Source organism: Blautia parvula (assembly GCF_020215665.1).
Taxonomy (GTDB): Bacteria; Bacillota; Clostridia; order Lachnospirales; family Lachnospiraceae; genus Blautia; species Blautia celeris.
Map to the genome: position 1 here is coordinate 3,836,709 of NZ_CP084061.1, position 25,986 is coordinate 3,862,694.

General features: G+C 40.5%; 31 protein-coding genes and 2 pseudogenes. 5 read left to right on the forward strand and 28 right to left on the reverse strand.

What is annotated here, in order from left to right; all coding sequences use genetic code 11:
• Positions 1–14: 14 nt before the first annotated feature.
• The 9 genes and pseudogenes from srtB to LC508_RS17725 form a co-directional block, all read right to left on the reverse strand.
• On the reverse strand, positions 15–791 hold the full coding sequence (srtB, locus tag LC508_RS17685) for a class B sortase (RefSeq protein ID WP_054351717.1): 777 nt from the start codon (positions 789–791) through the stop codon (positions 15–17).
• Positions 792–1,238: 447 nt separating this feature from the next.
• Complete coding sequence (locus LC508_RS17690) at positions 1,239–2,150, reverse strand: cation diffusion facilitator family transporter (protein WP_103732233.1); 912 nt, start codon at positions 2,148–2,150, stop codon at positions 1,239–1,241.
• 11 nt (positions 2,151–2,161) lie between these two features.
• Positions 2,162–2,497, reverse strand: a pseudogene (locus tag LC508_RS17695) (ABC transporter permease); the annotation flags it as partial.
• 171 nt (positions 2,498–2,668) lie between these two features.
• A complete protein-coding gene (locus LC508_RS17700) occupies positions 2,669–3,859 on the reverse strand; it encodes a site-specific integrase (protein ID WP_009271880.1) in 1,191 nt (396 codons plus the stop codon).
• A 77-nt stretch (positions 3,860–3,936) separates the two neighbouring features.
• Positions 3,937–4,140: an excisionase gene (locus tag LC508_RS17705; RefSeq protein ID WP_004613735.1), complete on the reverse strand. Its 204-nt coding sequence runs from the start codon at positions 4,138–4,140 to the stop codon at positions 3,937–3,939.
• Between the two features lie 374 nt (positions 4,141–4,514).
• Entirely contained in the window at positions 4,515–4,754 is a 240-nt protein-coding gene (locus tag LC508_RS17710) for a helix-turn-helix domain-containing protein (RefSeq protein ID WP_025487352.1), read from the reverse strand.
• A complete protein-coding gene (locus tag LC508_RS17715; RefSeq protein WP_008787630.1) occupies positions 4,747–5,175 on the reverse strand; it encodes an RNA polymerase sigma factor in 429 nt (142 codons plus the stop codon). The genes LC508_RS17710 and LC508_RS17715 overlap by 8 nt, the downstream gene beginning before the upstream one ends.
• Before the next feature lie 279 nt (positions 5,176–5,454).
• The gene (locus LC508_RS17720; protein WP_008787629.1) at positions 5,455–5,679 is read right to left on the reverse strand and encodes a hypothetical protein; all 225 of its coding nucleotides are present in this window, start codon (positions 5,677–5,679) and stop codon (positions 5,455–5,457) included.
• Between the two features lie 31 nt (positions 5,680–5,710).
• Complete coding sequence (locus LC508_RS17725; RefSeq protein WP_008787628.1) at positions 5,711–6,136, reverse strand: hypothetical protein; 426 nt, start codon at positions 6,134–6,136, stop codon at positions 5,711–5,713.
• On the opposite strand from LC508_RS17725, the gene LC508_RS17730 reads away from it, so the two are divergent.
• The 5 genes and pseudogenes from LC508_RS17730 to LC508_RS17750 all read left to right on the forward strand — a co-directional run bounded on the left by LC508_RS17730 (position 6,111) and on the right by LC508_RS17750 (position 8,194).
• On the forward strand, positions 6,111–6,395 hold the full coding sequence (locus LC508_RS17730) for a topoisomerase C-terminal repeat-containing protein (protein ID WP_008787627.1): 285 nt from the start codon (positions 6,111–6,113) through the stop codon (positions 6,393–6,395). The genes LC508_RS17725 and LC508_RS17730 overlap by 26 nt on opposite strands.
• A gap of 205 nt (positions 6,396–6,600) precedes the next feature.
• Positions 6,601–6,770, forward strand: a pseudogene (locus LC508_RS28855) (MLS leader peptide).
• 48 nt (positions 6,771–6,818) lie between these two features.
• Positions 6,819–6,902, forward strand: a complete 84-nt coding sequence (locus LC508_RS17740; protein WP_001865637.1) for a 23S rRNA methyltransferase attenuation leader peptide — start codon at positions 6,819–6,821, stop codon at positions 6,900–6,902.
• A 124-nt stretch (positions 6,903–7,026) separates the two neighbouring features.
• Entirely contained in the window at positions 7,027–7,764 is a 738-nt protein-coding gene (gene erm(B) / locus LC508_RS17745; protein WP_001038792.1) for a 23S rRNA (adenine(2058)-N(6))-methyltransferase Erm(B), read from the forward strand.
• 145 nt (positions 7,765–7,909) lie between these two features.
• Positions 7,910–8,194, forward strand: coding sequence for a topoisomerase C-terminal repeat-containing protein (locus LC508_RS17750; protein WP_002326770.1), 285 nt, complete (start codon positions 7,910–7,912; stop codon positions 8,192–8,194).
• A gap of 177 nt (positions 8,195–8,371) precedes the next feature.
• Here the strand turns inward: LC508_RS17750 and LC508_RS17755 are convergent, their stop codons facing one another.
• The 19 genes from LC508_RS17755 to LC508_RS17845 all read right to left on the reverse strand — a co-directional run bounded on the left by LC508_RS17755 (position 8,372) and on the right by LC508_RS17845 (position 25,961).
• Positions 8,372–8,788 (reverse strand): hypothetical protein, encoded by a 417-nt coding sequence (locus LC508_RS17755; protein ID WP_008787625.1) that lies wholly within the window; start codon positions 8,786–8,788, stop codon positions 8,372–8,374.
• The gene (locus LC508_RS17760; protein WP_008787624.1) at positions 8,785–8,988 is read right to left on the reverse strand and encodes a helix-turn-helix transcriptional regulator; all 204 of its coding nucleotides are present in this window, start codon (positions 8,986–8,988) and stop codon (positions 8,785–8,787) included. The genes LC508_RS17755 and LC508_RS17760 overlap by 4 nt, the downstream gene beginning before the upstream one ends.
• 100 nt (positions 8,989–9,088) lie before the next feature.
• On the reverse strand, positions 9,089–10,000 hold the full coding sequence (locus tag LC508_RS17765) for a conjugal transfer protein (RefSeq protein ID WP_008787623.1): 912 nt from the start codon (positions 9,998–10,000) through the stop codon (positions 9,089–9,091).
• Positions 10,001–10,017: 17 nt separating this feature from the next.
• The gene (locus tag LC508_RS17770; protein ID WP_008787622.1) at positions 10,018–11,025 is read right to left on the reverse strand and encodes a bifunctional lytic transglycosylase/C40 family peptidase; all 1,008 of its coding nucleotides are present in this window, start codon (positions 11,023–11,025) and stop codon (positions 10,018–10,020) included.
• Positions 11,022–13,226 (reverse strand): CD3337/EF1877 family mobilome membrane protein, encoded by a 2,205-nt coding sequence (locus LC508_RS17775; RefSeq protein WP_008787621.1) that lies wholly within the window; start codon positions 13,224–13,226, stop codon positions 11,022–11,024. Before LC508_RS17775 ends, LC508_RS17770 begins: the two co-directional genes overlap by 4 nt.
• Positions 13,226–15,676: a conjugal transfer ATPase TcpF gene (gene tcpF / locus LC508_RS17780; protein WP_008787620.1), complete on the reverse strand. Its 2,451-nt coding sequence runs from the start codon at positions 15,674–15,676 to the stop codon at positions 13,226–13,228. Before tcpF ends, LC508_RS17775 begins: the two co-directional genes overlap by 1 nt.
• Entirely contained in the window at positions 15,654–16,052 is a 399-nt protein-coding gene (locus tag LC508_RS17785) for a conjugal transfer protein (RefSeq protein ID WP_009243016.1), read from the reverse strand. The genes tcpF and LC508_RS17785 overlap by 23 nt, the downstream gene beginning before the upstream one ends.
• A gap of 116 nt (positions 16,053–16,168) precedes the next feature.
• On the reverse strand, positions 16,169–16,672 hold the full coding sequence (locus LC508_RS17790; protein ID WP_002323345.1) for an antirestriction protein ArdA: 504 nt from the start codon (positions 16,670–16,672) through the stop codon (positions 16,169–16,171).
• Between the two features lie 17 nt (positions 16,673–16,689).
• Positions 16,690–17,193, reverse strand: a complete 504-nt coding sequence (locus LC508_RS17795; protein ID WP_008787619.1) for an antirestriction protein ArdA — start codon at positions 17,191–17,193, stop codon at positions 16,690–16,692.
• The gene (locus LC508_RS17800) at positions 17,112–17,408 is read right to left on the reverse strand and encodes a hypothetical protein (RefSeq protein WP_008787618.1); all 297 of its coding nucleotides are present in this window, start codon (positions 17,406–17,408) and stop codon (positions 17,112–17,114) included. The genes LC508_RS17795 and LC508_RS17800 overlap by 82 nt, the downstream gene beginning before the upstream one ends.
• Positions 17,409–17,517: 109 nt before the next feature.
• Complete coding sequence (locus LC508_RS17805; RefSeq protein ID WP_008787617.1) at positions 17,518–18,138, reverse strand: hypothetical protein; 621 nt, start codon at positions 18,136–18,138, stop codon at positions 17,518–17,520.
• 89 nt (positions 18,139–18,227) lie between these two features.
• A complete protein-coding gene (locus LC508_RS17810) occupies positions 18,228–18,449 on the reverse strand; it encodes a hypothetical protein (RefSeq protein WP_002323342.1) in 222 nt (73 codons plus the stop codon).
• Positions 18,450–18,584, reverse strand: coding sequence for a DUF3789 domain-containing protein (locus tag LC508_RS17815; RefSeq protein ID WP_017143882.1), 135 nt, complete (start codon positions 18,582–18,584; stop codon positions 18,450–18,452).
• A 12-nt stretch (positions 18,585–18,596) separates the two neighbouring features.
• Entirely contained in the window at positions 18,597–19,793 is a 1,197-nt protein-coding gene (gene mobT / locus LC508_RS17820) for a MobT family relaxase (RefSeq protein ID WP_008787615.1), read from the reverse strand.
• 183 nt (positions 19,794–19,976) lie between these two features.
• Entirely contained in the window at positions 19,977–21,371 is a 1,395-nt protein-coding gene (locus LC508_RS17825; protein ID WP_008792582.1) for an FtsK/SpoIIIE domain-containing protein, read from the reverse strand.
• A gap of 98 nt (positions 21,372–21,469) precedes the next feature.
• A complete protein-coding gene (locus LC508_RS17830; protein ID WP_049143647.1) occupies positions 21,470–22,234 on the reverse strand; it encodes an MBL fold metallo-hydrolase in 765 nt (254 codons plus the stop codon).
• 101 nt (positions 22,235–22,335) lie between these two features.
• On the reverse strand, positions 22,336–22,719 hold the full coding sequence (locus LC508_RS17835; RefSeq protein ID WP_008687119.1) for a YdcP family protein: 384 nt from the start codon (positions 22,717–22,719) through the stop codon (positions 22,336–22,338).
• 15 nt (positions 22,720–22,734) lie between these two features.
• Positions 22,735–23,061 carry a YdcP family protein gene (locus tag LC508_RS17840; protein WP_049143648.1) on the reverse strand — a complete coding sequence of 109 codons (327 nt, stop codon included), beginning with the start codon at positions 23,059–23,061 and terminating at the stop codon, positions 22,735–22,737.
• A 236-nt stretch (positions 23,062–23,297) separates the two neighbouring features.
• Complete coding sequence (locus tag LC508_RS17845) at positions 23,298–25,961, reverse strand: MSCRAMM family protein (RefSeq protein WP_118090821.1); 2,664 nt, start codon at positions 25,959–25,961, stop codon at positions 23,298–23,300.
• Positions 25,962–25,986 lie beyond the last annotated feature (25 nt).

A 25,986-nucleotide genomic window follows, 5' to 3' on the forward strand; every position in this document is an offset into this window, starting at 1 on the left:
TTCTTCTGAATCCGTTACTCTTCCGGCTTTAATACGCCAAGCAATACAAACCTGGCATTGTTAAACTCGTAGCTGCAGGTAGATAACGTCAGAATCCGGTCTGTGACTGCCGGAGTAATTCCGCTGGTGAAGCACGAGCGTTCTTTTGTCTTATCCAGCCACTCTGTAAAATCCGGGTCTGAGGGGAAAGCCAATTCCCAGGCTTTATCCTGGACACTGGCCACATATCCGGCAAAAAATTCTATCTCATAATTTTTATCCGGTGTCAGCAGCAAAGCCACAGAATGTGAATCATAAAACTCCTGCTTCTTATATTCCGTAAGCCCGGAAAACATGCTGCCATTTTTCATATGATGTCCATAAATGATGCTGTGCCGGTCTAAGAAATCCACTCTGTTTCTGCTGTCCAGAAAGATGCAGCCAGATCCGTTCCACTCACCGCTGAACAAATGCTTCAAGTAATACTGGTTATCGTTACCTTGCACAACCGGATAATTGATTTCTGTCCCTTCAATATAAATCCATCCTACAATATCCGGATTGATTTCCTGCAGGGAAGCAAAATCTACAGCCGGCCACTCCCGTCCCCCAGACTCAGTTTCATCATCCACTGGGGATGACGAAGGCGCCTCCGGTTCCTCCGGCAGCTTCACATAGTCCTCCAAATCAGTATAGGAGTCCTCGCCTTCAGAATACTCATGGTACTGCTTATATAACTGAATGGCGCCTATCACAATGCCGCTAGTAAATATTAAAATCAGCATGATGCAAATAATCTTTTTTTTCTTCATGTCCATTCGCCTCCTTATTTTCATTACACGATTCGGCAGGACAATCTACAACCTCTTAAATTAAAAAAGCCCACACAAAACATATGATTTGTACGAGCCTTTAAAGCTGTATTGCATTCGATTTTTTGTAAAGATTTATTAAATTGTATTTGATTGTATAGAATTGTACTTAAAGTTTTCCATAAAGTTAGCCCCCTTAAAGCACTTTCTAGGATCTAAAACATCATTCTACAACATAACAGATTTCAATAAACCTTAATACATCTTGTCGTCCTCGCTATCTTTTGAACGATTGTTAGAATTTCTCTTTTGATTATACTTCTTCATAATTACAAGTTTAAGTAAACCAACGACAATCAAAACCACAACAATGATAATCCACCAGTATTGTTCCATAACCTACTTCCCTCCTTTCCCTTTCAATAGTCTTAAATCATCTTCCCTGTCCTATGTAGAATAGAGAAGTTCATTCGCATTAACATGTACCATACAATGTTTACATTGTGGAAAGTTGTTTTCAATCGTTTGATGGACTGCCTCAGCAATTCCATGAGCGTCATAAAGAGCTAAATTACCATCAGCTAATATTTCAATATCTACATACATTTTCGTTCCAAACATGCGGGTTTTTAATTCATCAATACCATCAACCCCTTGCTGCTGAAGCACAACTTCCCTAATCTTTGTTTCAGTAGCATTGTCACAACTATGGTCTACCATTTTGTTAATGCTTTCTTTGAAAATGTCCAAAGCAGCTTTTAAGATACAACCACAAATCACAACGCTTGCAATAGGATCGAGAATAGCATAGCCTAAACGCGCCCCTAAAATGCCAATTAAGGAACCAACTGACGAGAGTGCATCAGAGCGGTGGTGCCATGCGTCAGCCATAAGCGCATCAGAATTTGTATGCTTTGCAGCATTTCTTGTAAACCAGTACATCCACTCTTTTATAACAATGGATAAGACTGCCGCCGTAAGTGCGATTCCACTAGGGATAGAAAGCGTATTGTACTGTCCTGAAAAGATTTTCTTGATCCCTGAATATCCTATTCCAGCACCCGTTATAGCCAAGGCAACAGAGAGAATAATGGAAGCCACACATTCCATACGTTCATGCCCATAAGGATGTTCTTTATCAGGCTGTTTTTCTGATATTTTAATTCCAACCATCACAACGATTGTGCTTAATACATCAGAAGCCGAGTGTACAGAGTCCGACAGCATAGCACTTGACTTCCCTATATATCCGGCAGTAAATTTAAGTAGCGATAAACCCATGTTGATGATTAGTGTAATTTTGGAAACCTGAATAGCCTTATTTACATTTTTGTTTTGCAGAAGTCTACCTTTTTCCATAATATGCCTCCTTATCCTGCCAGCTTCCGAAACAGATGTTTTGCAAGGAAGTAGTACCAGACTAAAGCTACCACCAATCCTATGGAGAAATAAAGAACCGCTTCATTCTGCATGGCTTTTGCTACCCAAAATGACGGAAGGAAGCCAACCGCGAACTGGTAGTAACTGTCAATAAAAAAGGGGGCTGGTATTCCGAGTAATGTAAGTGCAGCTAGTTTTGTAACTGCCATACCCTCTAATTTATTGCTTGATAATGTGATAATCATAAGTGAAACAATAATTGCCTGTACTGAGCCGAGAAGCGCCAAACATATTGTCATTCCAATGGACAACTTTTCTAATGAAAAACTTACTAAATTTCTGATTATCTTTTCATAAGTTGGTAAATGCCGATATATCCCGTATTTTAGGGCTTTATCGGTATTTTCTTTTTGGAAGATACCTTGCATAAGCTGGCATTTACCAGCATGAAAATGCAACCAAAAGTAGTAAATGAGTAGTAAATATAAGCTCCGATATTAACAAGCCAGTCTTTCCAGTTCCGCTTTTGCAGATTGAAATGTACCGTGTGCGTAATAGCCAAGTGTCATGGTTATGTTAGCGTGTCCCATGAGATATTGCAGGGTGTTTGGGTTCATTCCTCTATTTGCCATATTCGTACAATAAGTATGCCTGAATGAATGTGGTGTGATGTTCGGTAACTTATCCGTGTGATACTTGTTATATTTCTTAATCAATCCTCGCACCATACCCTCATAGTTTCCTGCAACTTTAGGCAAGCCCTCACGGTTTAAGAATAGGAAATTGCTGTAACCACCTACAATCAGCGGTTGTGCTTTTCCTCTGCTCTTTAGTATTCTTTGGATTGCTTGATAAGCCCGTTCTGTCAATGGAAGTTCCCGTTTTCCGTTTTTGGTCTTTGGTGTTTCAATATAGTAGCCTATTTCGCTATCTTTCAATAGCTGGTGGTCTATATTGAGTATTCTGTTCTGCATATCAATATGCGTCGTCAGTCCGCAAAATTCAGAAATACGAAGTCCCGTTTCCAGCAGAAGCACAACCTCATCATAATACTTGCTGTAAATCTTGTCCTTTTCCATAAAGGCAAGCAGGCGTTCTTCCTGCTCTGGTGTAAGGATAACTTTCTGCTCCGTATCATCTTCCAGAACATCACTTAGCTTAAATTCAAACGGGTTCTTTCTGATACAGTCGTCTTGTATCGCCATGTAAAATGACGCTTTCAAGGAACGCTTATAGTTATCAATCGTTTTATAGGCATATCCTTTTTCACTCATTCTGATAGCCCATTCTTTAGCGTCCGATTGCTTCACAGTATCAATCGCCCTCATACCCAACGGGTCGTTTTTCAGAGCGTTCATAAGATACTGTCGTCCTTTTTCAGTAGCCCTTTTGATGTTCTTTCTTTGGCTGTTCTTCTTGTCGTAGAGCTGGCAGACTGTCATTTTACCGCCGACTGTGTCGATACCGTCGTTAAGGTCTTTTTTTATCTGTGCTTCTTTTTCCCTCAACGATATATCATCACGCTTTCCAGCAGGTGTCTTGTCTGTCGGTACAAGTTTCCAAGAATAGACAAATTGTGGCTTTCCGTATATATCGGTATATTTATAAACGTATCTTCCGTCTTTTCGCTGGCTCTCTCCATTACGCAAATTGCGATTTTTACCGTCTTTTCGTTTTACATTAGACATAGTGTAAAGCTCCTTTCCGTCATGGAATGAGCCGTGATACGCTATATTTATTATACCATATCTACGGCTCAATGACATTAGATTTCGTCCAATGTATCTATGATTTTTTCAAATTGTTTTCGCTTAATCTGAATACGGTTACCGTTCACGATAACCCAGCCAGCGTCAATATTTTCTTCGGCTAATTTACGCAATTTCTTTTCGCCAATGCGGAAGTATTTGGACGCTTCTTCAATCGTCAGCGTATATTTTTCCCAGATAGGCACATCAGTATTGTTCATAATCTATGCACCCCCTTTACTGTGTGTCATTTTTTACAAGCAGGCAGACGGCTTTGGAAAGCTCCGTTAGTATCTCAACTATTCCCATTCTTGTGGGCAGAACCGCACCATGCGGACGTATCATTATTCTGTGAGGATAGGTCGTGGCAAAACGACTTTTCCAACAGTCGCTCTCGGATCACTGCGTGGGTCGCTCGCTTTCTTTTGAAAAGGTCGTGGCGTACAGTCCCCGTGGCTCGCTATCTCACAAACGTATCTGTCTGCTTTATTCAGTTGTCAAAGAGCTGTGGCGAAAGCGTGTTGCTTTCATGTAAAAGCAGGGGCAGAGCAGGAAAGAGGGGATTGAACAAATCATGCTCTGCGGTTACTGCTTGTTATTCTTCGGTTTCTAAAGGAATATCAAAGTCCAAAATCATTTTGATAAGTGCTTCTCTGATACGTCCTTTTAATTCCATGTCTACGACTATGCAGACATTACCATATTTGTCGTAGAACGGACGCAAACAACATTTTGATATGTACGGGTCATACAACGCCAGTATCTTTTCAATCGCATTTACGTTGCCGTCCACAGCCGACGAAATAAGGTAAAATGACGGGCGTGTGTTATTCATCATTCATGTTCTCCTTTAATTTTTTCTTGATTTCTTCAAGTGAGTTCTTCCTACTGCGGAACGACGTTGAACGGTTAATCTTTAATCTGTCGCCGATTTCTGTATCGCTCATGCCTAAGAAGAAATACATCAACAAGATTTCTCTGTCTTTTTCAGACAGATACTTAATCGCTTCTGCTAAATCATCATCAAGGACACGAACCTCAATACCACATACATCAAAGGCGGTATAATCGCTTTCGTATTCGTCCCAGACTGCCAGCTTTTCTACGACGATTTCTGGAAGTTCACAATAGGAAATTTCCTTATTTCTTCGTCGCTTTAATTCTTTGCGATAATTACGGACAATGCCTTTCACTACACGTTTGAGCTTGCAGTCAAATTGACATTGTATTGTCTTTTGGAAGTCCGACGGTTTCATATCATCACACCCCCTTTCCGTTATGACGTGAAAAGTGTTTATCCCTCTTTCCGCACCATATCTGTACAGCAAGGTGTGATTTGTTGCATGATTTTGAAAAAAAATGAAAAAATTTTTTCGGGTACAAAAAAAGCCCGCACAAAACATATAGTCTGTACGAGCTATTAAAGCTGTGAGATATTCAGTTGTTAATAAAATGCTGTTAGGTAGTGTATGACCGTATAAGATTATGCTTAAAACTTTCCATGACACAAGCCCCCTTACAGCACTTGATTTCTATTAAACTTTTGTCTTTTTTGTAATCTTGTAAATATATTCTTCTGGAGTAGGGCGTTTATTTCCAAAATACTTTCTGAAATTCTCCTGCACTTCTGGGTCGGTGCTGTTCATAGCTTCATCAATCGTCGCTTCAATATCAGCTCGAACATCAGCTAATGACACACCGCCAGCTTTTGCACCAGCTTTCAATGCTTTTTTAATATCTCGTTTTTTAAGTCCTATCATAGTATTACCTCGTCACAATTTACTGAATGTTTTAGAAATGTTTTTCAAAATGCTTATATAGAATAATCCCTAAAAATGTTTGCAGTAGGAATAAACCAAATATAATGCCTATAATCCATGCTTCAATATGAAGTAACGCAAGTACAAAAGCAACAAACAAGTACACGAAAGTCATTAACTGATATACTAAAGAACCAGCTTTCATTCTTAAAAATATTTTTCTTTCATCAACATTATTGATGTGATTTTCTCTATTTATATTTTGTAATTTTTCTTTATTTTTTGGCATTTCATAATAACAAATTTTCAATAATTGAACACCAGAAGCAAAAGCTAAACCGAACCCCATTGCGTAAAAAAGTGTAGCGTAATAATCAGTATCAATAACGAAATATCCAAAACATATAAAGATTATACCTATAATAATCTCAATGATAAATGATAATTTTTTCTTCATTGTTAATTCCACCTTTCAAAAGACTACATTTTCTGTATTAAAAAAATCGTTTTATGGTTGTTCAAATTATCCTGAATGTAAGTTTACTTTAGCTGAACATTTTAGAAAGAAAAAACTAACCAAAACGAATGTAAAAGAATTACTGGAGGGAAAAGAAACCCTGGTAAAAGGAATCAAAAACAAAGAGAAAAAGCCCTACAATGCCGTTGTAAAAATTGGGGAAAAGGGATATATTGATTTTATATCTTTCTCAAAATAAACATAAAAGCCCTTTAAAGAGGGCTTTTATATATTAATCACAAATCACTTATCACAAATCACTTATCACAAATCACAAGTGATTTGTGATTGTTGATGATAAAATAAGAATAAGAAGAAATAGAAAGAAGTGAGTGATTGTGGGAAATTTAGGCGCACAAAAAGAAAAACGAAATGATACACCAATCAGTGCAAAAAAAGATATAATGGGAGATAAGACGGTTCGTGTTCGTGCTGACTTGCACCATATCATAAAAATCGAAACAGCAAAGAATGGCGGAAACGTAAAAGAAGTTATGGAAATAAGACTTAGAAGCAAACTTAAGAGTGTGTTGATATTGCAGTATCTTAAAATTTTGTGTATAATAGGAATTGAAGTTAAATTAGATGCTAAAAATTTGTAATTAAGAAGGAGGGATTCGTCATGTTGGTATTCCAAATGCGTAATGTAGATAAAACATCTACTGTTTTGAAACAGACTAAAAACAGTGATTACACAGATAAATAAATACGTTAGATTAATTCCTACCAGTGACTAATCTTATGACTTTTTAAACAGATAACTAAAATTACAAACAAATCGTTTAACTTCTGTATTTATTTACAGATGTAATCACTTCAGGAGTGATTACATGAACAAAAATATAAAATATTCTCAAAACTTTTTAACGAGTGAAAAAGTACTCAACCAAATAATAAAACAATTGAATTTAAAAGAAACCGATACCGTTTACGAAATTGGAACAGGTAAAGGGCATTTAACGACGAAACTGGCTAAAATAAGTAAACAGGTAACGTCTATTGAATTAGACAGTCATCTATTCAACTTATCGTCAGAAAAATTAAAACTGAACATTCGTGTCACTTTAATTCACCAAGATATTCTACAGTTTCAATTCCCTAACAAACAGAGGTATAAAATTGTTGGGAGTATTCCTTACCATTTAAGCACACAAATTATTAAAAAAGTGGTTTTTGAAAGCCATGCGTCTGACATCTATCTGATTGTTGAAGAAGGATTCTACAAGCGTACCTTGGATATTCACCGAACACTAGGGTTGCTCTTGCACACTCAAGTCTCGATTCAGCAATTGCTTAAGCTGCCAGCGGAATGCTTTCATCCTAAACCAAAAGTAAACAGTGTCTTAATAAAACTTACCCGCCATACCACAGATGTTCCAGATAAATATTGGAAGCTATATACGTACTTTGTTTCAAAATGGGTCAATCGAGAATATCGTCAACTGTTTACTAAAAATCAGTTTCATCAAGCAATGAAACACGCCAAAGTAAACAATTTAAGTACCGTTACTTATGAGCAAGTATTGTCTATTTTTAATAGTTATCTATTATTTAACGGGAGGAAATAATTCTATGAGTCGCTTTTTTAAATTTGGAAAGTTACACGTTACTAAAGGGAATGGAGATAAATTATTAGATATACTACTGACAGCTTCCAAGAAGCTAAAGAGGTCCCTAGCGCCTACGGGGAATTTGTATCGATAAGGGGTACAAATTCCCACTAAGCGCTCGGGACCCCTTGTAGGAAAATGTCCTAAGTGTGGCAACAATATTGTATTAAAAAAATCGTTTTATGGTTGTTCAAATTATCCTGAATGTAAGTTTACTTTAGCTGAACATTTTAGAAAGAAAAAACTAACCAAAACGAATGTAAAAGAATTACTGGAGGGAAAAGAAACCCTGGTAAAAGGAATCAAAAACAAAGAGAAAAAGCCCTACAATGCCGTTGTAAAAATTGGGGAAAAGGGATATATTGATTTTATCTCTTTTTCAAAATAAACATAAAAGCCCTTTAAAGAGGGCTTTTATATATTAATCACAAATCACTTATCACAAATCACAAGTGATTAATCACAAATCACTTGTGATTTGTGATTCTTAATGATACAATATTACTATACAAAAAAAGAATGGGGCGTAGTTATGGAGAAGGAAAAACTAAAAATACTTGAAGAATTAAGACGTATTTTTATCTAAATAACGAGCTGTTATAACCCATGTAATTTGTCCGATAGCAATAACTCCTGCTATCGAAAAAAACACAACTTTACTCATATATCCCATAAAGACAAGAGCAAATAATACAAGAACCAATAATGTAAGTGTTACTTTATAAGCATTCGCAAGAGAAGCATTAGTAATTGCGATATTTCTTTCATCATTTTCTAATATTTGCATTTCTTTTGTTGGCTTACTGAATATATCACAACCCATAAAAATCAATATTATTCCAATAAGCGTTGTACCATAGACAACCAAATCTGGACGAGGTACGGGCAATAGTTGGTGTACGCCTAAACCATAAGTTAGTAAACCACCTAAAAAGATTATTACACCGATAAATAATTCAACTTTTTGTATCTTATGTTTCATTTGCTTTCCTCCTCATAAATAAATATTTCTTCAATACTCATTTGAAAGTACCTTGCAATTTTAAAAGCTAAGATAATAGAGGGATTGTAGCGTCCATTTTCTAAAGAGCCTATTGTTTGACGAGATACTTCAAGAGCAGTCGCTAAATCTTCTTGTTTAATACCTCTTTGTTTTCGTAATTCTTCTAAACGATTTTTCACAACATACCCCTTTCTTGAACAAATGGAAAGTTTGCTTTCCTTTTCTAATCTTATGATACTCCTGCAAGTAAAGAATGTCAAGCAAACTTTCCATATTTTATTATCCTACAATCTTCCAGTTGCTATCCTTATGTAGCACAAGTTCATACTGCGATATTTGTGTAGCCTTTGTCTGATTATCAAGGAATTTCACAGCAACTTTGACTTTCACATTGTCCCCGTCCTTTGTAAAGATAGGGTTTACCAGTTCAGCATAAATGTAGTCCCTGCCGATAGGCTCAAGCACATTTCCCGATACATAGTAGGCAAGCTCTTTTTCTGTGGCTGTCGGGTACAGCTTAAAGAATGTTTCAAGAAATGCAGTAGCGTCATTGACGGTATCAGCGTCTACACTTGCATTTGCTTCTGGTGTCTTAGGCTCATAATCTGATTTCTCGATTGCTGGTGCAAGGGTAGGGTTCTGAACGATTACCATATCCCCGTCAGCGTCTACATGGACTTTTACGGTATAGGTTGCTTTCACATTGCTTGTCTGTTCTCCCTCTTTTATCTGCTGATCCACTTCGTAGGTAGCAGAAAAAGTGTCCGTTCCCGACTGTTCAATACTCCATACAATCACATCTGTAACTGTGGAGCTGGTCGGTATATCGGTTCTAATGGTATCCACATTCAAGTCCTGCAATTCCTTTGTCAGATAACCGCTGATTGCCTGCGTCCTTGCTTCAATCGCTTCTTTGCTGTTACTCCATGTGTAGTAGGGCTTTGCAAAGTTCTTCACAAAATTTTCTATCCCGTTGGTGTCCTGCAAGCGAAGCTCTATGATTTCTTTTTCATGGGTCGTGTGCTGGTCGATAGCCGTAAAATTCTTATACGCCCCAAAGCTCACGCTTGCGATAAGCACCACCCACAATGCAATCACGGATTTTTTATGTGTGCCTACCTTGAAAGTACGCACCTTTTTTTCTTTGGGTTCTTTGATAGTTTCTGTCTGTTTCTTATTCTTTCTAAACATGATGAAATCCTCACTTTCTATTGTTTTACTCGTCCTGCACCGATTAAGTGCTGTTGCCAGTAACTACTACTTAGGTCTGCATATCCTATCGGGTCGCCTGCGTGGTACATCTGTGTCGGCGAAACAAGAATACCGACGTGTGTTACATAACTTCCAGCGTTATAGGTAGAATGGAAAAATACCAAGTCCCCAGCCTTTGCCTGCGAAAGTGGAAGATGTTGGGTTGCGTCATACTGTGCTTGTGCGGTTCTCGGTAAGGAGATACCAGCTTTTCCATAGCACCATTGCGTCAGTCCCGAACAGTCAAAAGAAGTGTTGGGATTGCTACCGCCATACACATATTTCCAGCCTTGATATTTTAACGCTTCATTCATGACCTTTTGTGCCAGCTCTCCCGATACCTGCGGAACAGTTAAATACTGATTGACTAATTCGACGTAAAATTGATTGCCATACTGATACCGCCAACCCCCGTTCTTCGCAACGGCTATCGGGTTGGTGTAGGTTACTTTCTTTCCACCCGATTTCTCACGGGCGAAGCTCTCTGCAAGGTTAAAGGTGTGTTTCTTTCCTTTTCCTGCCACATATCCCACATAACCACCGCCATAGTTATAGGACTGTATCGCTACATTCAAATCGTCGATACCTTGATTTTTACAGGAAGAAAGCAGGGACGCAAAATACTTACACCCCTGCTTGATTGAGCTTTCCGTATCTAAAGAGTTGGGCGGTAAACCAAGACTTTCTGAACTCTGCATAACATCTTCTGCCGTACCGCCACTTTCTACTTGAATGATAGCCAGTAGCACGTTGACATACTCGGAGATACCGTTTTCTCTGGCGTATTTTTCCACCATAGGCTGATGTTTCAAGACTTCTGCGGATAAATTCATACCCGTAATGCCAGAAGAAAAGTTGCTGTTCTCGTCGTCGCTGTCCGCACTAATGAGGACACCAAAGAAAAGGACTATGGAAAAGAGGATAGGAAACAGACTGCCAATAAGAGCGATATGTTTCAGTTTCATTTTTTCTTCTGTCCTTTCTTCGTTACAAGGTTACGGTTCTTTTCGGTATGTTCCGTTGTACGCTTTGATTGTTCAAAGGTCTGTTTCTTTGTAGTACGCTCTGCTTTGTAATTCTGGCGTGTTTCCTGCGATACTACTTTTTCTACATTCTGCCTATGTACTGGCTGTGCAGGCTGGGTCGCTTTCTTATCAGAAGCACCAGAAGATAACGGACGCTCTTTCACAACATTTGTCTTGACTGGTTCACTTGCTTTTGAAGTGGTCGCTGTGGCAGGACGTTTCACTTCCTGCATTTTTTCCGCACTCGGCTTTGGAATGGTTGAAGCTGTGGCTGGTCGCTCATGGGGACGGGTAGCTCCCGTTGTCGCTGATCCGTCCGTCTTTCTTTGTCTTGCTTCTTGTGCCTTTTGAAGCTCCATACGTTTGTCAGCGATATTCTGTCTATGCTGTTCCTGCTTTTCCAAGCGTCCCGTCTGTCTGGACTGCTGTTCCTGCACCATGCCACGCTTGAAGTCTGATACGCTGGACTTTGCCTTTTCCTTTGCGGAATACACCGCATAAGCGGTCTGTGTCGGCATATCCTTGATATTCTCTTTGACAGCGTTAGCCTTGTCTTTCACTTTATTTTTCGTATCTAAGACAGCACCCACCTTTGAGCCTGCACGCTGTCCCATGCTGGAAGTGGTATTGCCCCGATTTTCTTTAGAAGCCGTATTTTTTCTTTCGGCTCTCTTGCCAGCAACGGCACTTCCAGCTACCGCACCAGCCACACCACCCGAAATACCGCCAGCACTTACCGCCCTTGCAATACGGTGTTCCATACGCCTAGCCCTATGTCGCATAAACAGATACGGTCTGCGGAAAATTCTTCGTCCCATGTTTTGACTGTCGCCAGCATTAAGTGAGAACATACTCATTAAGTCGCCCAGTTTCATATAGATACCAGCAAAACACACTATCTGCAAGAACGCCACCATAAAGAACGGGTAGTCTGTGGAGATGTTATAAAACATACTGGAAATGCTGAACGCCACCGTTACAATGAGCGTTATTCCTGCCCGTGTCATTATGGTATTAAATACCCTCACGATTGCCTGCTTTGCCATGCTTTCATAGCTCGGTATCATGGAAAGTAGAAAGCTGATAGGTAAAAACATTGCAAAGATAATAAAGAGTATCTGGCTGAACAACATCATACCCGTAAGCAAGAATACAAATATCGTGATACCTAAGTTAAAGAATAGCAGGAAGAACACCATACCTAAACGGTTTACGACCTGCGGTATCGTCAGATTGTTGTTGTCATTGTCCTCGATTTCTGTTTTCACGACTTCCTCTCTGGTCTTGCCGTCCTCGTCCTCTGGACTTACTGATACCAGAGCTTCTACACGGTCTGTCCCGATTTCCTCTGCGTTGCTGTTACCAAATTGAAGCAAGAGCCACGGCTGTTCCACTTGAATGGAAAACAAGCTGTCCCGTATCAAGTCCACGCTGTCCTTGCCCTCGCTGTCAGAGTTGGGGAGCATGATTTTTGTTCCCAAGTCCAAAGAAGCGGTACTGATGTCTGATGAAAATTCATTTATCTTCTTGATGTAATCGGGAGCGTAGGCAATAAAGGAAGCGGACAACACGAACACCACCACAAAGTTAATAACAGCGTGAAGTGCCTTGCTGGTTTCGCGTTTGATAAGTCCCGTATAGGCAACATAAAGTCCCACTATTAAGATAATGAGAAGCAGGAAACCGACATAGAAGCCCGTAGAAGAAAAGCCGTTCTCGGTAACGCCTGCAAGGGTCTGTATGCTTTGTCCGATACTGTCTGCCATATCGTTAATAAAATCAAGTTTGTATGCTTCCTGCACCACATAGCCCGTAGCATTGCTTAAATAAAGGCTTATCGTCCAGACAAAATTGGTAATGCAGTAAAGTCCGTACTGCACCGATTTTCCGATACCGTCCAGCCAGTTCCATGGCAACCACGACCAGCTATTATCCACATAAAAATCAAGCTGGTAATTCGACAGCGGATATTTTGAGTAAAGATTTTCTGCGTTTATGGTATCGTCCACAAGCCCCGTCGCATGAGCCACCGTCCCCAGAAGTGAGAGCAGGATAAGGGAGAGTGCCACGACAAACAGAGCCATTTTGAGAAAGTGAAGTATCTTCCTTTTTGTGAACGCACCTTTTATCCTTTCTTTCATCACTCCACCTCATTTCTCTGTACGGGCGGTCTGGTATCAAAGGCGTGTAGCAGTTCTTCAAAGACTGGGTGTATCTGCACCACACCGACACGCCCGTATAAGTCCTGCAATAAGCATTGTCCGTTCTCCAAATCACGCAAGCGTTTCTGGTTGTTCTCGTCGTCCTTGTCGATACCGAAAAATTCTAAGGTCTGCTTTATCTCGTTGATGTCAGTAGAACGAAAGGCAAACTTCAAGCCGATATTGTTTTTCAGACTTTCCTTTGACACGTCGCCAGAAGATTGTGTAACAAAATAGACGCCTGCCTGCATAGCTCGTCCAGCACGCACCAGCTTATTTGATAAAGTTTCGCCTTGTGCCACATTTAAGAACGCCCACGCTTCGTCAAGGTCTACAATCTTAAAAATGCTTCTGTCTGAATGGATAAAATCAAGGGCAAAGGTACTAATCACAATCAGCATAGACACCGACAATAATTCAATGGTCGTGTATTCCTCAAATGTTGTATCCTTATCTGGTAATACTAAGTCCGCTACTTGAATGATATTGAGTTGGTTATCCAGACTGATTGCATTTTCCACCGTACCGTCTGAAAACAGCAGGTGTGCAAAGTCGTAGTCCGTGAAGCTGTCGATATGTTCTGCGATATTTCTTGATATGGGTGTATCTTCACGGCGTAGCTCGTCTATCACATGGAGCAAGCCCCGACTGTCGCTCTGGGTAACGGAGCGTACCGCCTTACGAAGTACAGGGAATTTTTCGCCGTCCCTAGAGGAAATACCCGTAAGGAATGTTAAGATGTCGATTGCCAGACTTTCAGCGTCTTTTACATTCTTCATAATCACGAACGGGTCAAGAAGTCCTGCATTGTCCTTGTCGCTGGTAAGGTTTACGATATTGATTTCATGGGCGATTTCTGGGAGCGTTTCTTTCCAGTTGCCCCTCTCAGCTTTGGGGTCTAAAATGACTGCTTGACCGCCAAACAGCACCGCATAATATACCAGAAGATTGTTGCAGAATGACTTTCCACCGCCAAGCGAACCGACAAAAGCAGAAGCAAGAGCGTTTGTTACTGTACCTTTTACACCCTGCGAAGCTAACGACGGTTGCAGGTACACATTTCTTCCCGTATCAACGGAATAGCCCATATAGATACCCGTAGTTTCCCCTAACTGCTGGGTCGCACCAAAACCAAGACCTGCCAAGAAATCTGATTTTACATACTGCACGTAGTCATTGATATATCGCTTGCTGGCAGGAAGAAATTCAGAATGAAGCCCCAGCATATCCCCAGCAGGACGCACCAGCTTTACATTGAGGTCGTCGTAAAAATCTTTGACTTCATCACAACGGCGTTTTAATTCGTCCAAATCATCAGCCGATACACGCACTACATAAGAGAGCTTATACATACTTTCTTTTGTCTGGTCTAAGTCCGTTTCCAGCTCATCCACGCTGTCTAATGCGTCCACCACATTTGAGCTTGTTTCACTTCCTGCTTGATAAGCGTGATTGTCAAGGTCTTTCAATTCCTTTTTCTTGTTGCGGACGGTTGTTAATGCTTTACGGTTCTCCACGATTTCTACATTCATAGAAGTATCAACGGGGAATGTGAATTGCTGTTGCTGGAAATAGAAGATTTCAGACGACGGAAAATCAAGCTCGCCAACAATCGCATTGACGGTAAAGTAGGACACATAGCTTTCCCTGTCCTCATGTTCCAATCGCAAATACCGCTGGCTTTCCTCAATCACACACCTTGTCGGACGGATAAGGTCGTAGTATTTTATCAGCGTTTCTTTCTGTAATTTCTTCTTTGGTAGCTGGTACTCATAATCTTCATAGGCGATACCGTCCCTGCCGTAAAGATGTTCCATGAGATACCCAAAATCATGGATTTCCAAGCGACGCACCTTAAAGCGACGGGAGATTTTATTTTCCAGCAACTTTTCCATTTTCATATAACGGTTGATTTCATCATTCGGCATGGAAACAAAGTCATTCATCAGCGTGTGGTTCACTTCATGGAGAAATTCCTTGAATGTCAGCCACGCCGATTTTTTGATGTTCTTCAGATTGAGCTGTTCTTCCGTAACCATGAGCTTAAAGCCAAGAAAAAAGCGGTAGTCCACTTGATTGTCCCCAATCATTGATACTAACGCTTCGGTCTGTTCGTCTATCTTCTGGCAGGCAACTTCCTTTAATTTCCCCGTAACCAGCTTCTTTGACTGCTCCTGCATACTTCGTATTGAGCTTTCCGTTGCAATCTGCAACGCATGAATTTTTCCCTCACGGGACTGTGCGATAAGCTGTCGGAAACTGTCATGCACGATAAATTTCTGCTCTGCGGATAGGAAAGAATAGTTGTATGGTATCAGCTCATAATAAGCAAACACCTCATTGTCCTTATTCCAGACAAGGTTATTGTCAATATATTTTATCGGGAACATAGTTCACACTCCTTACTGCCGTGATTGTTTCATTGAGTATCTGCTTATGCAGTTTTACGGCTTTTCCTGCATAAGTGATTTTCGGTCGCAGGGCATAGGTTATCTGTGATTTCAAAAAGCTGTACGGCTTCTTTCCGTCAAAGGTTTTCTGCGACATAAACCATGTGAGAGCAACGGGAATACCAAAGTATTTGAGAAATGCTCCCTCAATCATGGAAAGTGGGGGAATATCCCCAAACAGAATAATGAGAAATTCCGTAATCACAAACCATGTAATCTGTGTAAAGGTAACGGGAAAGGGTAAGTTAAAGTCATTGATTGCATACAAGACTTTTTCCACGTTCCAGATACCCGTATAAGATTTAATCTTTTTCAAGTTCTTTCAGCTCCTTTCGTAAGTTTCTAAATAGAAAAGGACAGCCATTTTCAGACTGTCCCTTAAAGAGAAATACGCTGTCAGTAACAACAATGCTTGTCGCTGATCTTCCAGCGTTAATATGGTATCTCGCACATACCTCGGCTTGTTTCAATAAAGCAACCGCCCATATCCAAATCTCGCCCGTAGGCTTCATAGTCAATGTAATTCTGTAAGCTGGGTGGAATGTCCCCAAGTGCCTGCAATTCGTCTATGTAGTAATAGGCAACGTCTGTCATAGTTTCACAGTCGGGATAATAATAAATATCGTCCTTGTGTTCCACGACTTCTTCCAGCGTCCCGTAGTGGCTGATAAATTCGTCCAGACACTCTACAATATAGTCGGGAAGTTCCTCTATCATTTCATACATCTCATTGAGTTCTTCAATGGAAACATACTCGCCAATCGCAATGGGGAAGTTGTCGGTATCATGGATAGCGTATTCCTCATACTGTTCATTCAAGCCGATTTTTTCTTTCACATCTTCCTCGTCAATGGGGAACGTGAACCAAGCACCGACTAAATAGCCCTCATTGTATTTGCCAAGATTAGCAATGTAAACCGCCATATCATCAATCATAAGCACCACCTCATTTCCTACTCTGGCAGTTCAAAGATACCGTGTTCTGTTACTAAAAATTTCCCGTGTTCCTGCAAGTGAGAAGCGTAGGCTTCAAAGTCAAAGTAATATTCTTGACAGTCCTCGGATAAATGCTTAAATGTCGGGTCGTTCATCAGCTTTTGCCTTGCAACATCTATCATGCTTTTGCAGTCGGGATAAACCGTAATCACGTTCCTGCAAATATAAAGTGCTTCTAAATTTTCATACACGGTAAGAAGTGATACATATTCTTCCTGCATATCGCTTGAAAGCTGGCGGTACATAAAATCTAATTCGTTGAGCTGGTACACGCTTGTATGTTCGTGGACTTCATCAGCAAAGGGCAGTACCTTTTCGATAATGCGGTAATCCCCACTTTCTGCACCGACACCTAACTTTTCTTCAAACTCTGCAACATCTATCGGCAGGTCAAACCAGTATGATGTTGTTTCTTCGCCAGTTGTTCCTTTCGTTTCCACCAGCACCCTTGTTTCCTGCATTGTTCCTCACGTCCTTTCTGTTGTTTCATCACATCTTGTAAGGTCTGGTACGACATACCAAACACATATTTAGAAAAATCTTCTAACTGTCTTTCTTCATAATCGGCAGGGTTCAGTCGTTTCATTTCCTGCCACACCTTACGCTTGTAAGAGGGCAGGTCGGAAATATAATCACAGCCGACTTTCGTCTGCATATCCTTAAAAATATCGCTCATTTCATCACTCCAATCTAAAATTTAGGTAAGAAAAAAGCAGTCAATCCTAAGACTAACTGCTTTGTGTGTATGGATATGAAATTGTCAAACTGGGATTTATCAATATAAACTACCATGGAAAAATATAATAAAATACCAAAGTACTTAATACAATTCCGACAATATACATTTTTCTATAGTTTACTTTTTTGAAAAATATTATGGTAAACACAACAGCTCCTATAATATCCATTAACAACTGAAATAGGAATGTTTGATGTTCCAAAAAATAAATAAAAACTGCTATTGTTTCAGCAAATAATGCTCCTACTGGTAAAGAATATAATACTGAACTAAAAATATGTTCCCTATTCCAATAGTACAGAATAAATGCTGCTATTGCACAAGCGATTGACCAAACAGTAAACAATATGAATAGCCCAAAGCGGAATCCGCCGGAAAACATAGGTATAAACATTCCTAATATTGCTTGTAAAGCATAAAAACTTAATGTCATTCCAAACATATACAAGAACGAACTAATTCCTGCACAAATATTTGAGGTGCTTAACATAACGATGATAGTATTGGTAATAATCCAAAAACCAAACAATGTTTGAGGTGATGAAAAACTCCATAGTGTATCTGCGGGAAAATAATCTAACAGTCTACATATACACCCTACTAATATACCAATTACAAATATCGCTGTATAAGACTTATATGTATTTCTTAGTTTTATATTTGACACAATAGTTTTCCTCCTAAGTTCAAATTCATATTTGTCGTTTTCTTCATATCCATATTATATCACTCACATATTAGCACTACAATAAAATTTTATGCACCGATAATCTTGTTGAACAGCTCTAACAGTACATCTTTCACACCGCCGGCATTGAATACCAAGCCGACAGCAATCAAGGCAACTACCAAGAAGCCAATGAGCTTTGAAAACTCACGCTTGAACCCTAAGTAGATACCGATAACCACAATCGCCATAAGCACTAAGCTCTGTGCGTTTGATAAAAACCATTGATATAAATTTTGTCCGAAATTCATTTAATTGTCCTCGCTTTCTTTTAATTGTTCCATTTCATAGTCAGCTTCTTTGCCGACATTCAAAATACACATCAAGACTACGCCGATACCCATTCCCATAGATACCAGCAGGAAGTCTTTTAATAATACCCACATTTTTTATCACTCCTAACTTTCTACTAAATCTTTTGCAGGGGTCGTCTGCTGTTTGATTATCATTTCATGCTTTTCTGTGAGCTTTGCCTGCTGTTCGATTGTTTCCATGTAGTCTGTACCGTTTCCCTTATCAATCTTTTTCAGCATTTTTAAGGTCGGTGCTACCTGCCGTTGTACCCACCGCAATGTGCGGTCTAAGGTGTAAGGCTCTGGTTTTGTCGTCAGCTTCAAGCTCTGTCTGTTATCGCCGATAAACCAAGCCCAGCGGTCATTGAGCTTCCAGTCATTTTTTCGCTTGTCGGGTTCTTCATCAACAAACCGCACATACTGATTGATGATAGAAAAAGCGGTCTGTTCTGCGTCATAATAGGTCAGTAAATCTCGTACCGCATAATAGGCTCGTTCATTGCGAAGCCGTATTTCAAAACGGTTGATAATGTCGGCTTCTTCCAGAGGTGTCCCTAACTTGACGTACTGCTCATAGTCCTTTTCATAGATACAAAAATACACATCAGATTTCAGTGAACCAAGATAAAGGGTACGCCCCATATATTCTCTGTCGTCCTCTCTGTGCTTGATAAGCTCGCCCGACTGGTAAAACTTATAGCTTCTGGACTTTCCGATATATTCCCGTTTCCTGCATTTTTCCGCAAGCTCTGGAATATCCAAAATGCCCGTATGGTCGTTGATAGCAAGGTCGATACGCTTCATCACGCCACCGTCTATAAGTGCGTCCATAAGAAAGTCATACCAGCTTCTTTGCTGTGCCAGCAGGTAACTTTCAAACTGCCTGCAACCACGCCCCTTTAACTCTAAAAGGACACCTTTTTCTTCGTCAGCCGACGTATAGATAAAGATGTCCCCTAAAGAGTAATGCTCCGTATAACTGTAACGCCCGTAATTTTCATGGAGCATATAGTTGATATTCAGTTTTAATATATCTTTGATGATGTGCTGTATATCCAGCGTGGGAAAACGAATTTTCACATAATCAAACAGCATGGTAAGCGGTGCTTCTGGATTGAACTTTGCCAGTTCTTTATGCAGAGTATTCAGAAGTTCCTTTGACGGCTTCATTTTTCCGCTTTCTATCTTGTTGAGATATTCTCTTGTGATACCAGACGCCACCGCCAGCCTGCCTTGTGAGATACCGTAAGCAATCCGTTTTTCCCGTAATTCTTTTATCCATTGTTCTTCATTCAGAACCATACCCCCAATCTGTCAAGTGTGAAGTTTTTTAAGGCGACTTCACAGCCGATTTTTGCTAGGAAACCATGCGATAAGCCTTATGTTTCCTGTGTTTTTCGTCTATTGTCTATTTGCAAACGTACCCCTCTGTTAGATACCGAGGGGTTTTACCTGCTGGCGTGGCTTACGCCACACCAGCAACGGCTAGTCCGTGCCGTCGCCTTTCGCTTCGCACGTCGCCGTCCCGTCCTGCCTTGCTTGTGCAAGAGAACCGATAGTCTGTAAAAAATCATGTCCTTTCGGGACTAAAGGCGTGTAAAATTCACTGATGACGCTTGTTCCCACATCACAATAGCCACGCCCCTTGATACGTTTCTGGAAAAACTGTTTCTTCACATCAGAACCGAACAGCATACCGTAACCTAATTCGCTGATACGCCCAAGTCCTACACGGAAATTGAAATTATCTCTGATACCGTCCGAGAAATACTTTGCATCTGGACGCTGGCAGGCAACGATAAGGAAATAACCTGCTTGTCGTCCTAACATAACGATTTTCTTTAACTGGCTAAGTAGGCTCACACTTTCTTTTGTCCCCAGCATTTCAAAAAACGCCACATATTCATCAAAGATAAGAAAGCAGGGTGGCAGTCCCAGATAGGCGTAGTTTTCGCCCGTCTTATAGTTCGGGTGTCGCTTCATTTTCTCACTTCGCTGTACCATGCCCTCATAAAAGGCATTGACGCAATCAATCATTTCTTCTTTCGTGTGATACACATTTCCCATAACTGTCCCCAAGTCTGCTAAGTCCGCATTTTTCGGGTCTAAGATATAAAGGACAGCGTTTGTATGCAGTAAGGCTTCAATGAGTGTCAGCAGAAAATAGGTTTTACCGCCACCAGTCCCACCAGCAATCAGAGCGTGAGGGAGTGCGTCATATTCCCAGACAAGATTTTTCATCAATCTAAGACAACCGTTTTCTGCCCGTACTTCATCAATGGTAATGCGGTTCGCTATCATATCATAAAGCAGGGTATATTCGATATAGCCGTCATGCAGGGTCTTGTCGGTCAGCTCACAATACAAGCCACTTTCCAACTTATCCTCCAACCGTAAAAGCTGGTCTTGATATTTTCCCAGCGTAATTTCACAGCGGATATGAAGAAGTCCTTTTTCCATTTGATAATAAATCTTTGGAAACCAGACGATTTTTTCCCTTGATCTGCTTTGCAGGTCAGTAAAAAAACCGCTGTCTTGTACGGTATCGGCTTCATACCACTTATTTTCCAGTATCATTCTTGCCAGCTTTTGACGGTGCAGTAGCTTCTTGAAACTGTCGTAACAGAAGCGGTAATACAGAAAAGCGACCAATGCACAAACACCAGTCGCTATCAGTATGGTTATGAAGTTGTAAAGGGAAAGCGTAAAGCCATTGTCTAATAAGCTGAAATGTTCCCAGTCGGTACGCATGAGCTGTTTGCTATTCAGTAGCAGGAGAACTGCCACGAACACAAACAGAAGCGTCTCTATGGAAAAATGATAGACAAGGTGCTTGTCGCTGGCTCTGATACGGTGTCCTTTGTTCCAAATCATACGCATAAATCAATCACTCCTTTCTGGGTATGAAAAAAGCAGTCAATCATAAGACTAACTGCTTTGTGTGTAGGGATATAAAATTGTAAAACTAAGATTGCATTTCAGATATGGATTTGAACCCCCTCATAGCTGAATATACCATTCCCTTGTTTTAATTTCCCTTCATTTGACAAGTTGTGAAAAGCTGTCTCTATCTTGTCAATTATAGTAACTGGAATAGATAAATGATGATGTCCTGGCAAAATTCGACTTATCTTTAAAGATTGAATTTTTCTAACAGACTTCCAAAATTCTTGTGGGTTTGTTGATGGATAAAAAGCATCAAGGCAACCGCTATATATCAAATCGCCGGAATACAGATATTTTCTATCCGCTTCATAGAAACAACAATGTCCGGGAGAATGACCGGGCGTGTGAATAACTACCAACTTTCTGTTCCCTAAGTCAATACAATCTTCATCATGTAAAATCATTTGCGGAACCCCTTGAAAAATCTGATATTTCTCTACCTTAAAATCCGAGGGGAAATCACATGGATTGCACATAATATTGTTTTTTACCACTTGCAAAGGTATAGGGAATTTGACCGATAGCCATTCTTTTTCTGCTTCATGAACTGCAATAGACCGAAAATATTTATGTCCACCGATATGATCCCAATGAACATGAGTAGTGATTACTGTAACGGGCAGTTTCGTCAATCCATCAATAACCTCTCTGATGTTGGAAACACCTAAACCTGTATCAATCAGAATGGCTCTTTTTGTCCCACACAATAGATAACAATGTGTTTCTTCCCAGTGTTTGTATTCGCTGATGACGAATGTATCTTGGTCTATTTGTTCGACGGTAAACCAACTGTCCATATACTATTCTCACTCCCTAAAAATTTTAATTTGTCGCTTTCTTCATACCCATATTATAACAGTTCCGTATATCCTCTACAACGAAAATCTATTCAGCAAGTCTATTTTTTCGGTTGTCCCTGCGGTGTATGGTTCTGTGTATTGCCTGCGTTCTGGTTGCTTTTATTCTTCAATACAATATCCTCTGCCTTTACATACCAGTCCACATCTGCACCCGTATAGGTTTTTCTTGATACCGTATCGGCTACTGGATTGACAAGCTCCACAACCGCATTGTACGGAAATTCCCTTAACGGTACTTCTGGCGGTACGGACACGGGGATAATTCCACCATGCAGACTGCACTTCAAATCATAGATACGCTTTTTAAGCTGGGTACTCGGTGTCCCGTCCTCATTCTGCAAGAACACATCTCGCACCGCTGTAAATTTTAATTCTCCAAATGTTTTCTCTTTGTCAATAACAAACCCGTTTGATAATCTCATAAATTCTTCACTCCTTTACTTTTCTTCAACTGCTACAATATCATCAGCAAGCAACACATAATCGGTATGTCCCATATCCCCGATTGCGTAACCTCTGCCATATAACTTCGGATTGACAAGTTTTACTTTCTGTTCATACTTGAAATGCTTTTCGCCAGCCTGCACGGGAATTTCTACCACAACATTTTCGCCTTTTTGTACGTCAGAATAAAGGTTATAGCTTCGTCTGGCTAAGACCCTGTGGTTATTTTTATCTCTTTCAAAGACTGGCTCACTTTCGCCTGCAAATTCAAGAGTTCCAAAAGACTGTGCCATATCTGGCACGACATATTTCATTTCCATAGTGTTTTACCTCATTTCTTTCTATTTTTGATAAGTTTTTTGATTGTGATTTCTTATTCTGGCGGTTTGGGAAGTACCAGCAATCCCCCAGATAGTAAAGGGTAAAATCAATGCTTACGCACCCTTGACTATCCGTGTTCTTGCAGGTAAGTAGCAGACAATCCAGAATAAGCGGAAGTCTGCCGACACGGTATCGGCGGAGAACGTGATTTTTCTTTTCTCATACCGTTACCGCCTTATGATTTCTTCATTTTACGGCGTTTGCAGAAGAAGATACCTGCCAGTCCAGCACCAGAAGTCAAAAGAAGTGCAAGCAGTCCGTAAAGGTTTGTGCTATCGCCAGTTTTTGGACTGTCTGTTTTATGCGGTGTATCTGGTGTCTGTGGTGTTTCGGGTTTCTTTGGTTCTTCTGGGACTTTGGTTTTTTCCTTAAAGGTAATCGTCTGTCCCTTATCCTCAATATCCTTATGCTCGGTAACTTTCTTCGGCTCGTCTGGATTGCTTAAATCGTACAATTCTTCAAAAGTTACAAGCTGTTTGCCGTCAAGAGAAGTAGCGTCAAAGGTAAAGGCAACTTCCACTTTCATAGTTTCGCTGTCAGCAGTAAAAGTGTAATCACTTTTCACACGTTTTCCATTGATAAGAAGCTCTGCATTTTCTTCTTTCAACATCTGCCAGCCCACAAGTTTGTACTGTGTACCGACTTCTAAGCCCTCTAAGATTACGGTATCAACGATTGTAACCTCTTTTCCTGCAAGGATAGTCTTTTCGCCGTCTTTGCTGGTCGCTGTGGTATGAATAGAGATTTCTTTTTCGTATTCATCAGTCAGCGTTCCTAAATCAATCACAAGGTTATTTCTTGATACCACGATTTCAAAAGGTGGGATAAGTTCAAAGCCTTTGTTACTATCAGAGCGTAATTCTTCAATGATGTAGGTATCATAAGGTAATGCCCCCTTGCTGTCGTCTGGTTCAGAAGTCCCAAACCACACACCGTCCTCACTGGTCTTGCCTGCGTTTGTATTGTGCTTATGAGAAGCCCAGTCAGCAGAAGTGGAGAATTGCCCGTTATCATCAGTTACCACAACATGATTTTCGCCAGTCGTCTTGCTTGTGATCCTAAAGGGAACATCAACAAGACGCTTGTGTGTACCTGCACCGATTTTTACACCCTCAATATCTCCACGCTTAATCTGATTATAGATAGAATGAGCTTCGTCGGTTAAGTCCACGATTTTTCCATTTTCTGTGATTGTAAAATCAATCGGCTTTGCACCGTCAGTTAAGTAACCGTCGGGAGCTTCACTTTCAACGATACGGAATTTTCCATAAGGTAAAAGGTCAGAAGAAGTAGAAGCGACACCCTCAATATCGGTATGGATTGTTTTTACCACTTCATTTTTCTTGTATAATTTGCCCTCAACCAATACCGCATTATCATTTAAGGAAATGATGTCAAAAGCAGTATCTTTCAAGGTAGCACTTCCTTGTGGCTTTGTATCGCCCGTTTCTAAATCTCGTTTCTGAATTTTCACACCACCACGGATAACCTTGTCTGATACAGAAAACTGGTTACTTCCAGTAAGTACGGCAAGGTCGCCGTCCTCTGTAATCTGTGTTACATATAAGCCTTTTATCTGTTCGGACTTATCGCCAGCCTGCATATATGCACCGTCTAACAAGTAGCCGTTTGGAGCTTTCGTTTCCTCAACGGTTAGCGTTCCAAGTGGAAGAACCGCCTTGCCGTCCTGCATATAGAAGCTATCGCCAGATACCTTGTATGCGTCCGCTAATTTTGTGATGTAGTGGGTTGTCCCGTCGCTGTCTGTTTCAGTGATTGTCTTTGTAGTCCATGTACGAGTAGCTTCGGCAGGGAGATTGTCTTTGTTATAGAAGCCAGCATAATACTTCCATGTAAATTCCGCACCTGCTAGAGAAGCGTTCCCCTGCGGATTGCCTTTCTGTGTTTCCATATCAATCTTGAAAAGCTCAATCAAAGTGTCCGTTACTTTTGGTATATCTGATACTTTCAAGGTCGCTGTCTTTCCAGCTTCAACCTTTAAGGAATATACAGTTTTATCTACTTTATATCCTGCTGGTGCAGAAAGTTCCTGGATATAAACTGTGCCAGCCTTTACCTCTACAACATCTGTATTTCCGTTTTCATCAGTCGTAAGGGTGGCAAGCTGTTTCGTGCAGTCCTTATCAGAAAAGACACCATAGGTCGCACCAGCGACAGAGTAATTCCCGTTACCGTCTGTAATGCTGGTATTACTGGAAGTCTTTTGCAGTTTCGCATTTCCGACATTCAGTTTCGCCCAGAATTGTCCCAATTCCTGCCCCTCGCCAGAGTAGATATAACCGCCACATTCATAGCGTCCTTTATTCTCTTTGACAAAAGTTCTTGCACCAGTGAAAACTTCGTCCTGCGTTGCCTTTGGAATTTCATCATAAGAAGCTCGCACGTTGTCGCATTGCCAGCCAAGATATACGCTCAATCTCTGCCAGACTACACATTGTTCCAACAGATAGACTTGTTTGTAGTTCAGTTCCTTGTGAGCTTCACCATACTGTTTGACATACTCTAAGGATAACGCCACATCTGAAATCTGGTCAGCACTCATGCGTGAGCTTGCGTCAGCTCTGGTCTTGTAGCCGTTCTTAAAATCTGTATTGATGTCAATACAATAGGCAGTTTCGCCCTCGATTTTCATATAGCCCTCATTGAATGTCGAACCGATAGAACCGTCATTCATTACTTTTTCAATGATACCGACACGCTCCGCACTTTCCGTCCAGTATTGCTTGCTTTCTGCATGGACGGGTGTAGTCGGTAAAGCAGTAACGACAGTTGCAAAAGCTAAGAAGCCCGTACACAATCGTTTTAACATCTTTTTCATAAATCTAATGCTCCTTTCATTTTGG

Coding starts and splice junctions, on each gene's coding strand:
- srtB (WP_054351717.1), bottom strand. CDS start 791: ATGAAGAAAAAAAAGATTATTTGCATCATGCTGATTTTAATATTTACT.
- LC508_RS17690 (WP_103732233.1), bottom strand. CDS start 2,150: ATGGAAAAAGGTAGACTTCTGCAAAACAAAAATGTAAATAAGGCTATT.
- LC508_RS17700 (WP_009271880.1), bottom strand. CDS start 3,859: ATGTCTAATGTAAAACGAAAAGACGGTAAAAATCGCAATTTGCGTAAT.
- LC508_RS17705 (WP_004613735.1), bottom strand. CDS start 4,140: ATGAACAATACTGATGTGCCTATCTGGGAAAAATATACGCTGACGATT.
- LC508_RS17710 (WP_025487352.1), bottom strand. CDS start 4,754: ATGAATAACACACGCCCGTCATTTTACCTTATTTCGTCGGCTGTGGAC.
- LC508_RS17715 (WP_008787630.1), bottom strand. CDS start 5,175: ATGAAACCGTCGGACTTCCAAAAGACAATACAATGTCAATTTGACTGC.
- LC508_RS17720 (WP_008787629.1), bottom strand. CDS start 5,679: ATGATAGGACTTAAAAAACGAGATATTAAAAAAGCATTGAAAGCTGGT.
- LC508_RS17730 (WP_008787627.1), top strand. CDS start 6,111: ATGATAAATGATAATTTTTTCTTCATTGTTAATTCCACCTTTCAAAAG.
- LC508_RS17725 (WP_008787628.1), bottom strand. CDS start 6,136: ATGAAGAAAAAATTATCATTTATCATTGAGATTATTATAGGTATAATC.
- LC508_RS17740 (WP_001865637.1), top strand. CDS start 6,819: ATGTTGGTATTCCAAATGCGTAATGTAGATAAAACATCTACTGTTTTG.
- LC508_RS17755 (WP_008787625.1), bottom strand. CDS start 8,788: ATGAAACATAAGATACAAAAAGTTGAATTATTTATCGGTGTAATAATC.
- LC508_RS17765 (WP_008787623.1), bottom strand. CDS start 10,000: ATGTTTAGAAAGAATAAGAAACAGACAGAAACTATCAAAGAACCCAAA.
- LC508_RS17770 (WP_008787622.1), bottom strand. CDS start 11,025: ATGAAACTGAAACATATCGCTCTTATTGGCAGTCTGTTTCCTATCCTC.
- LC508_RS17775 (WP_008787621.1), bottom strand. CDS start 13,226: ATGAAAGAAAGGATAAAAGGTGCGTTCACAAAAAGGAAGATACTTCAC.
- tcpF (WP_008787620.1), bottom strand. CDS start 15,676: ATGTTCCCGATAAAATATATTGACAATAACCTTGTCTGGAATAAGGAC.
- LC508_RS17790 (WP_002323345.1), bottom strand. CDS start 16,672: ATGATTGATGATATGGCGGTTTACATTGCTAATCTTGGCAAATACAAT.
- LC508_RS17795 (WP_008787619.1), bottom strand. CDS start 17,193: ATGCAGGAAACAAGGGTGCTGGTGGAAACGAAAGGAACAACTGGCGAA.
- LC508_RS17800 (WP_008787618.1), bottom strand. CDS start 17,408: ATGAGCGATATTTTTAAGGATATGCAGACGAAAGTCGGCTGTGATTAT.
- LC508_RS17810 (WP_002323342.1), bottom strand. CDS start 18,449: ATGAATTTCGGACAAAATTTATATCAATGGTTTTTATCAAACGCACAG.
- LC508_RS17815 (WP_017143882.1), bottom strand. CDS start 18,584: ATGTGGGTATTATTAAAAGACTTCCTGCTGGTATCTATGGGAATGGGT.
- mobT (WP_008787615.1), bottom strand. CDS start 19,793: ATGGTTCTGAATGAAGAACAATGGATAAAAGAATTACGGGAAAAACGG.
- LC508_RS17825 (WP_008792582.1), bottom strand. CDS start 21,371: ATGCGTATGATTTGGAACAAAGGACACCGTATCAGAGCCAGCGACAAG.
- LC508_RS17830 (WP_049143647.1), bottom strand. CDS start 22,234: ATGGACAGTTGGTTTACCGTCGAACAAATAGACCAAGATACATTCGTC.
- LC508_RS17835 (WP_008687119.1), bottom strand. CDS start 22,719: ATGAGATTATCAAACGGGTTTGTTATTGACAAAGAGAAAACATTTGGA.
- LC508_RS17840 (WP_049143648.1), bottom strand. CDS start 23,061: ATGGAAATGAAATATGTCGTGCCAGATATGGCACAGTCTTTTGGAACT.
- LC508_RS17845 (WP_118090821.1), bottom strand. CDS start 25,961: ATGAAAAAGATGTTAAAACGATTGTGTACGGGCTTCTTAGCTTTTGCA.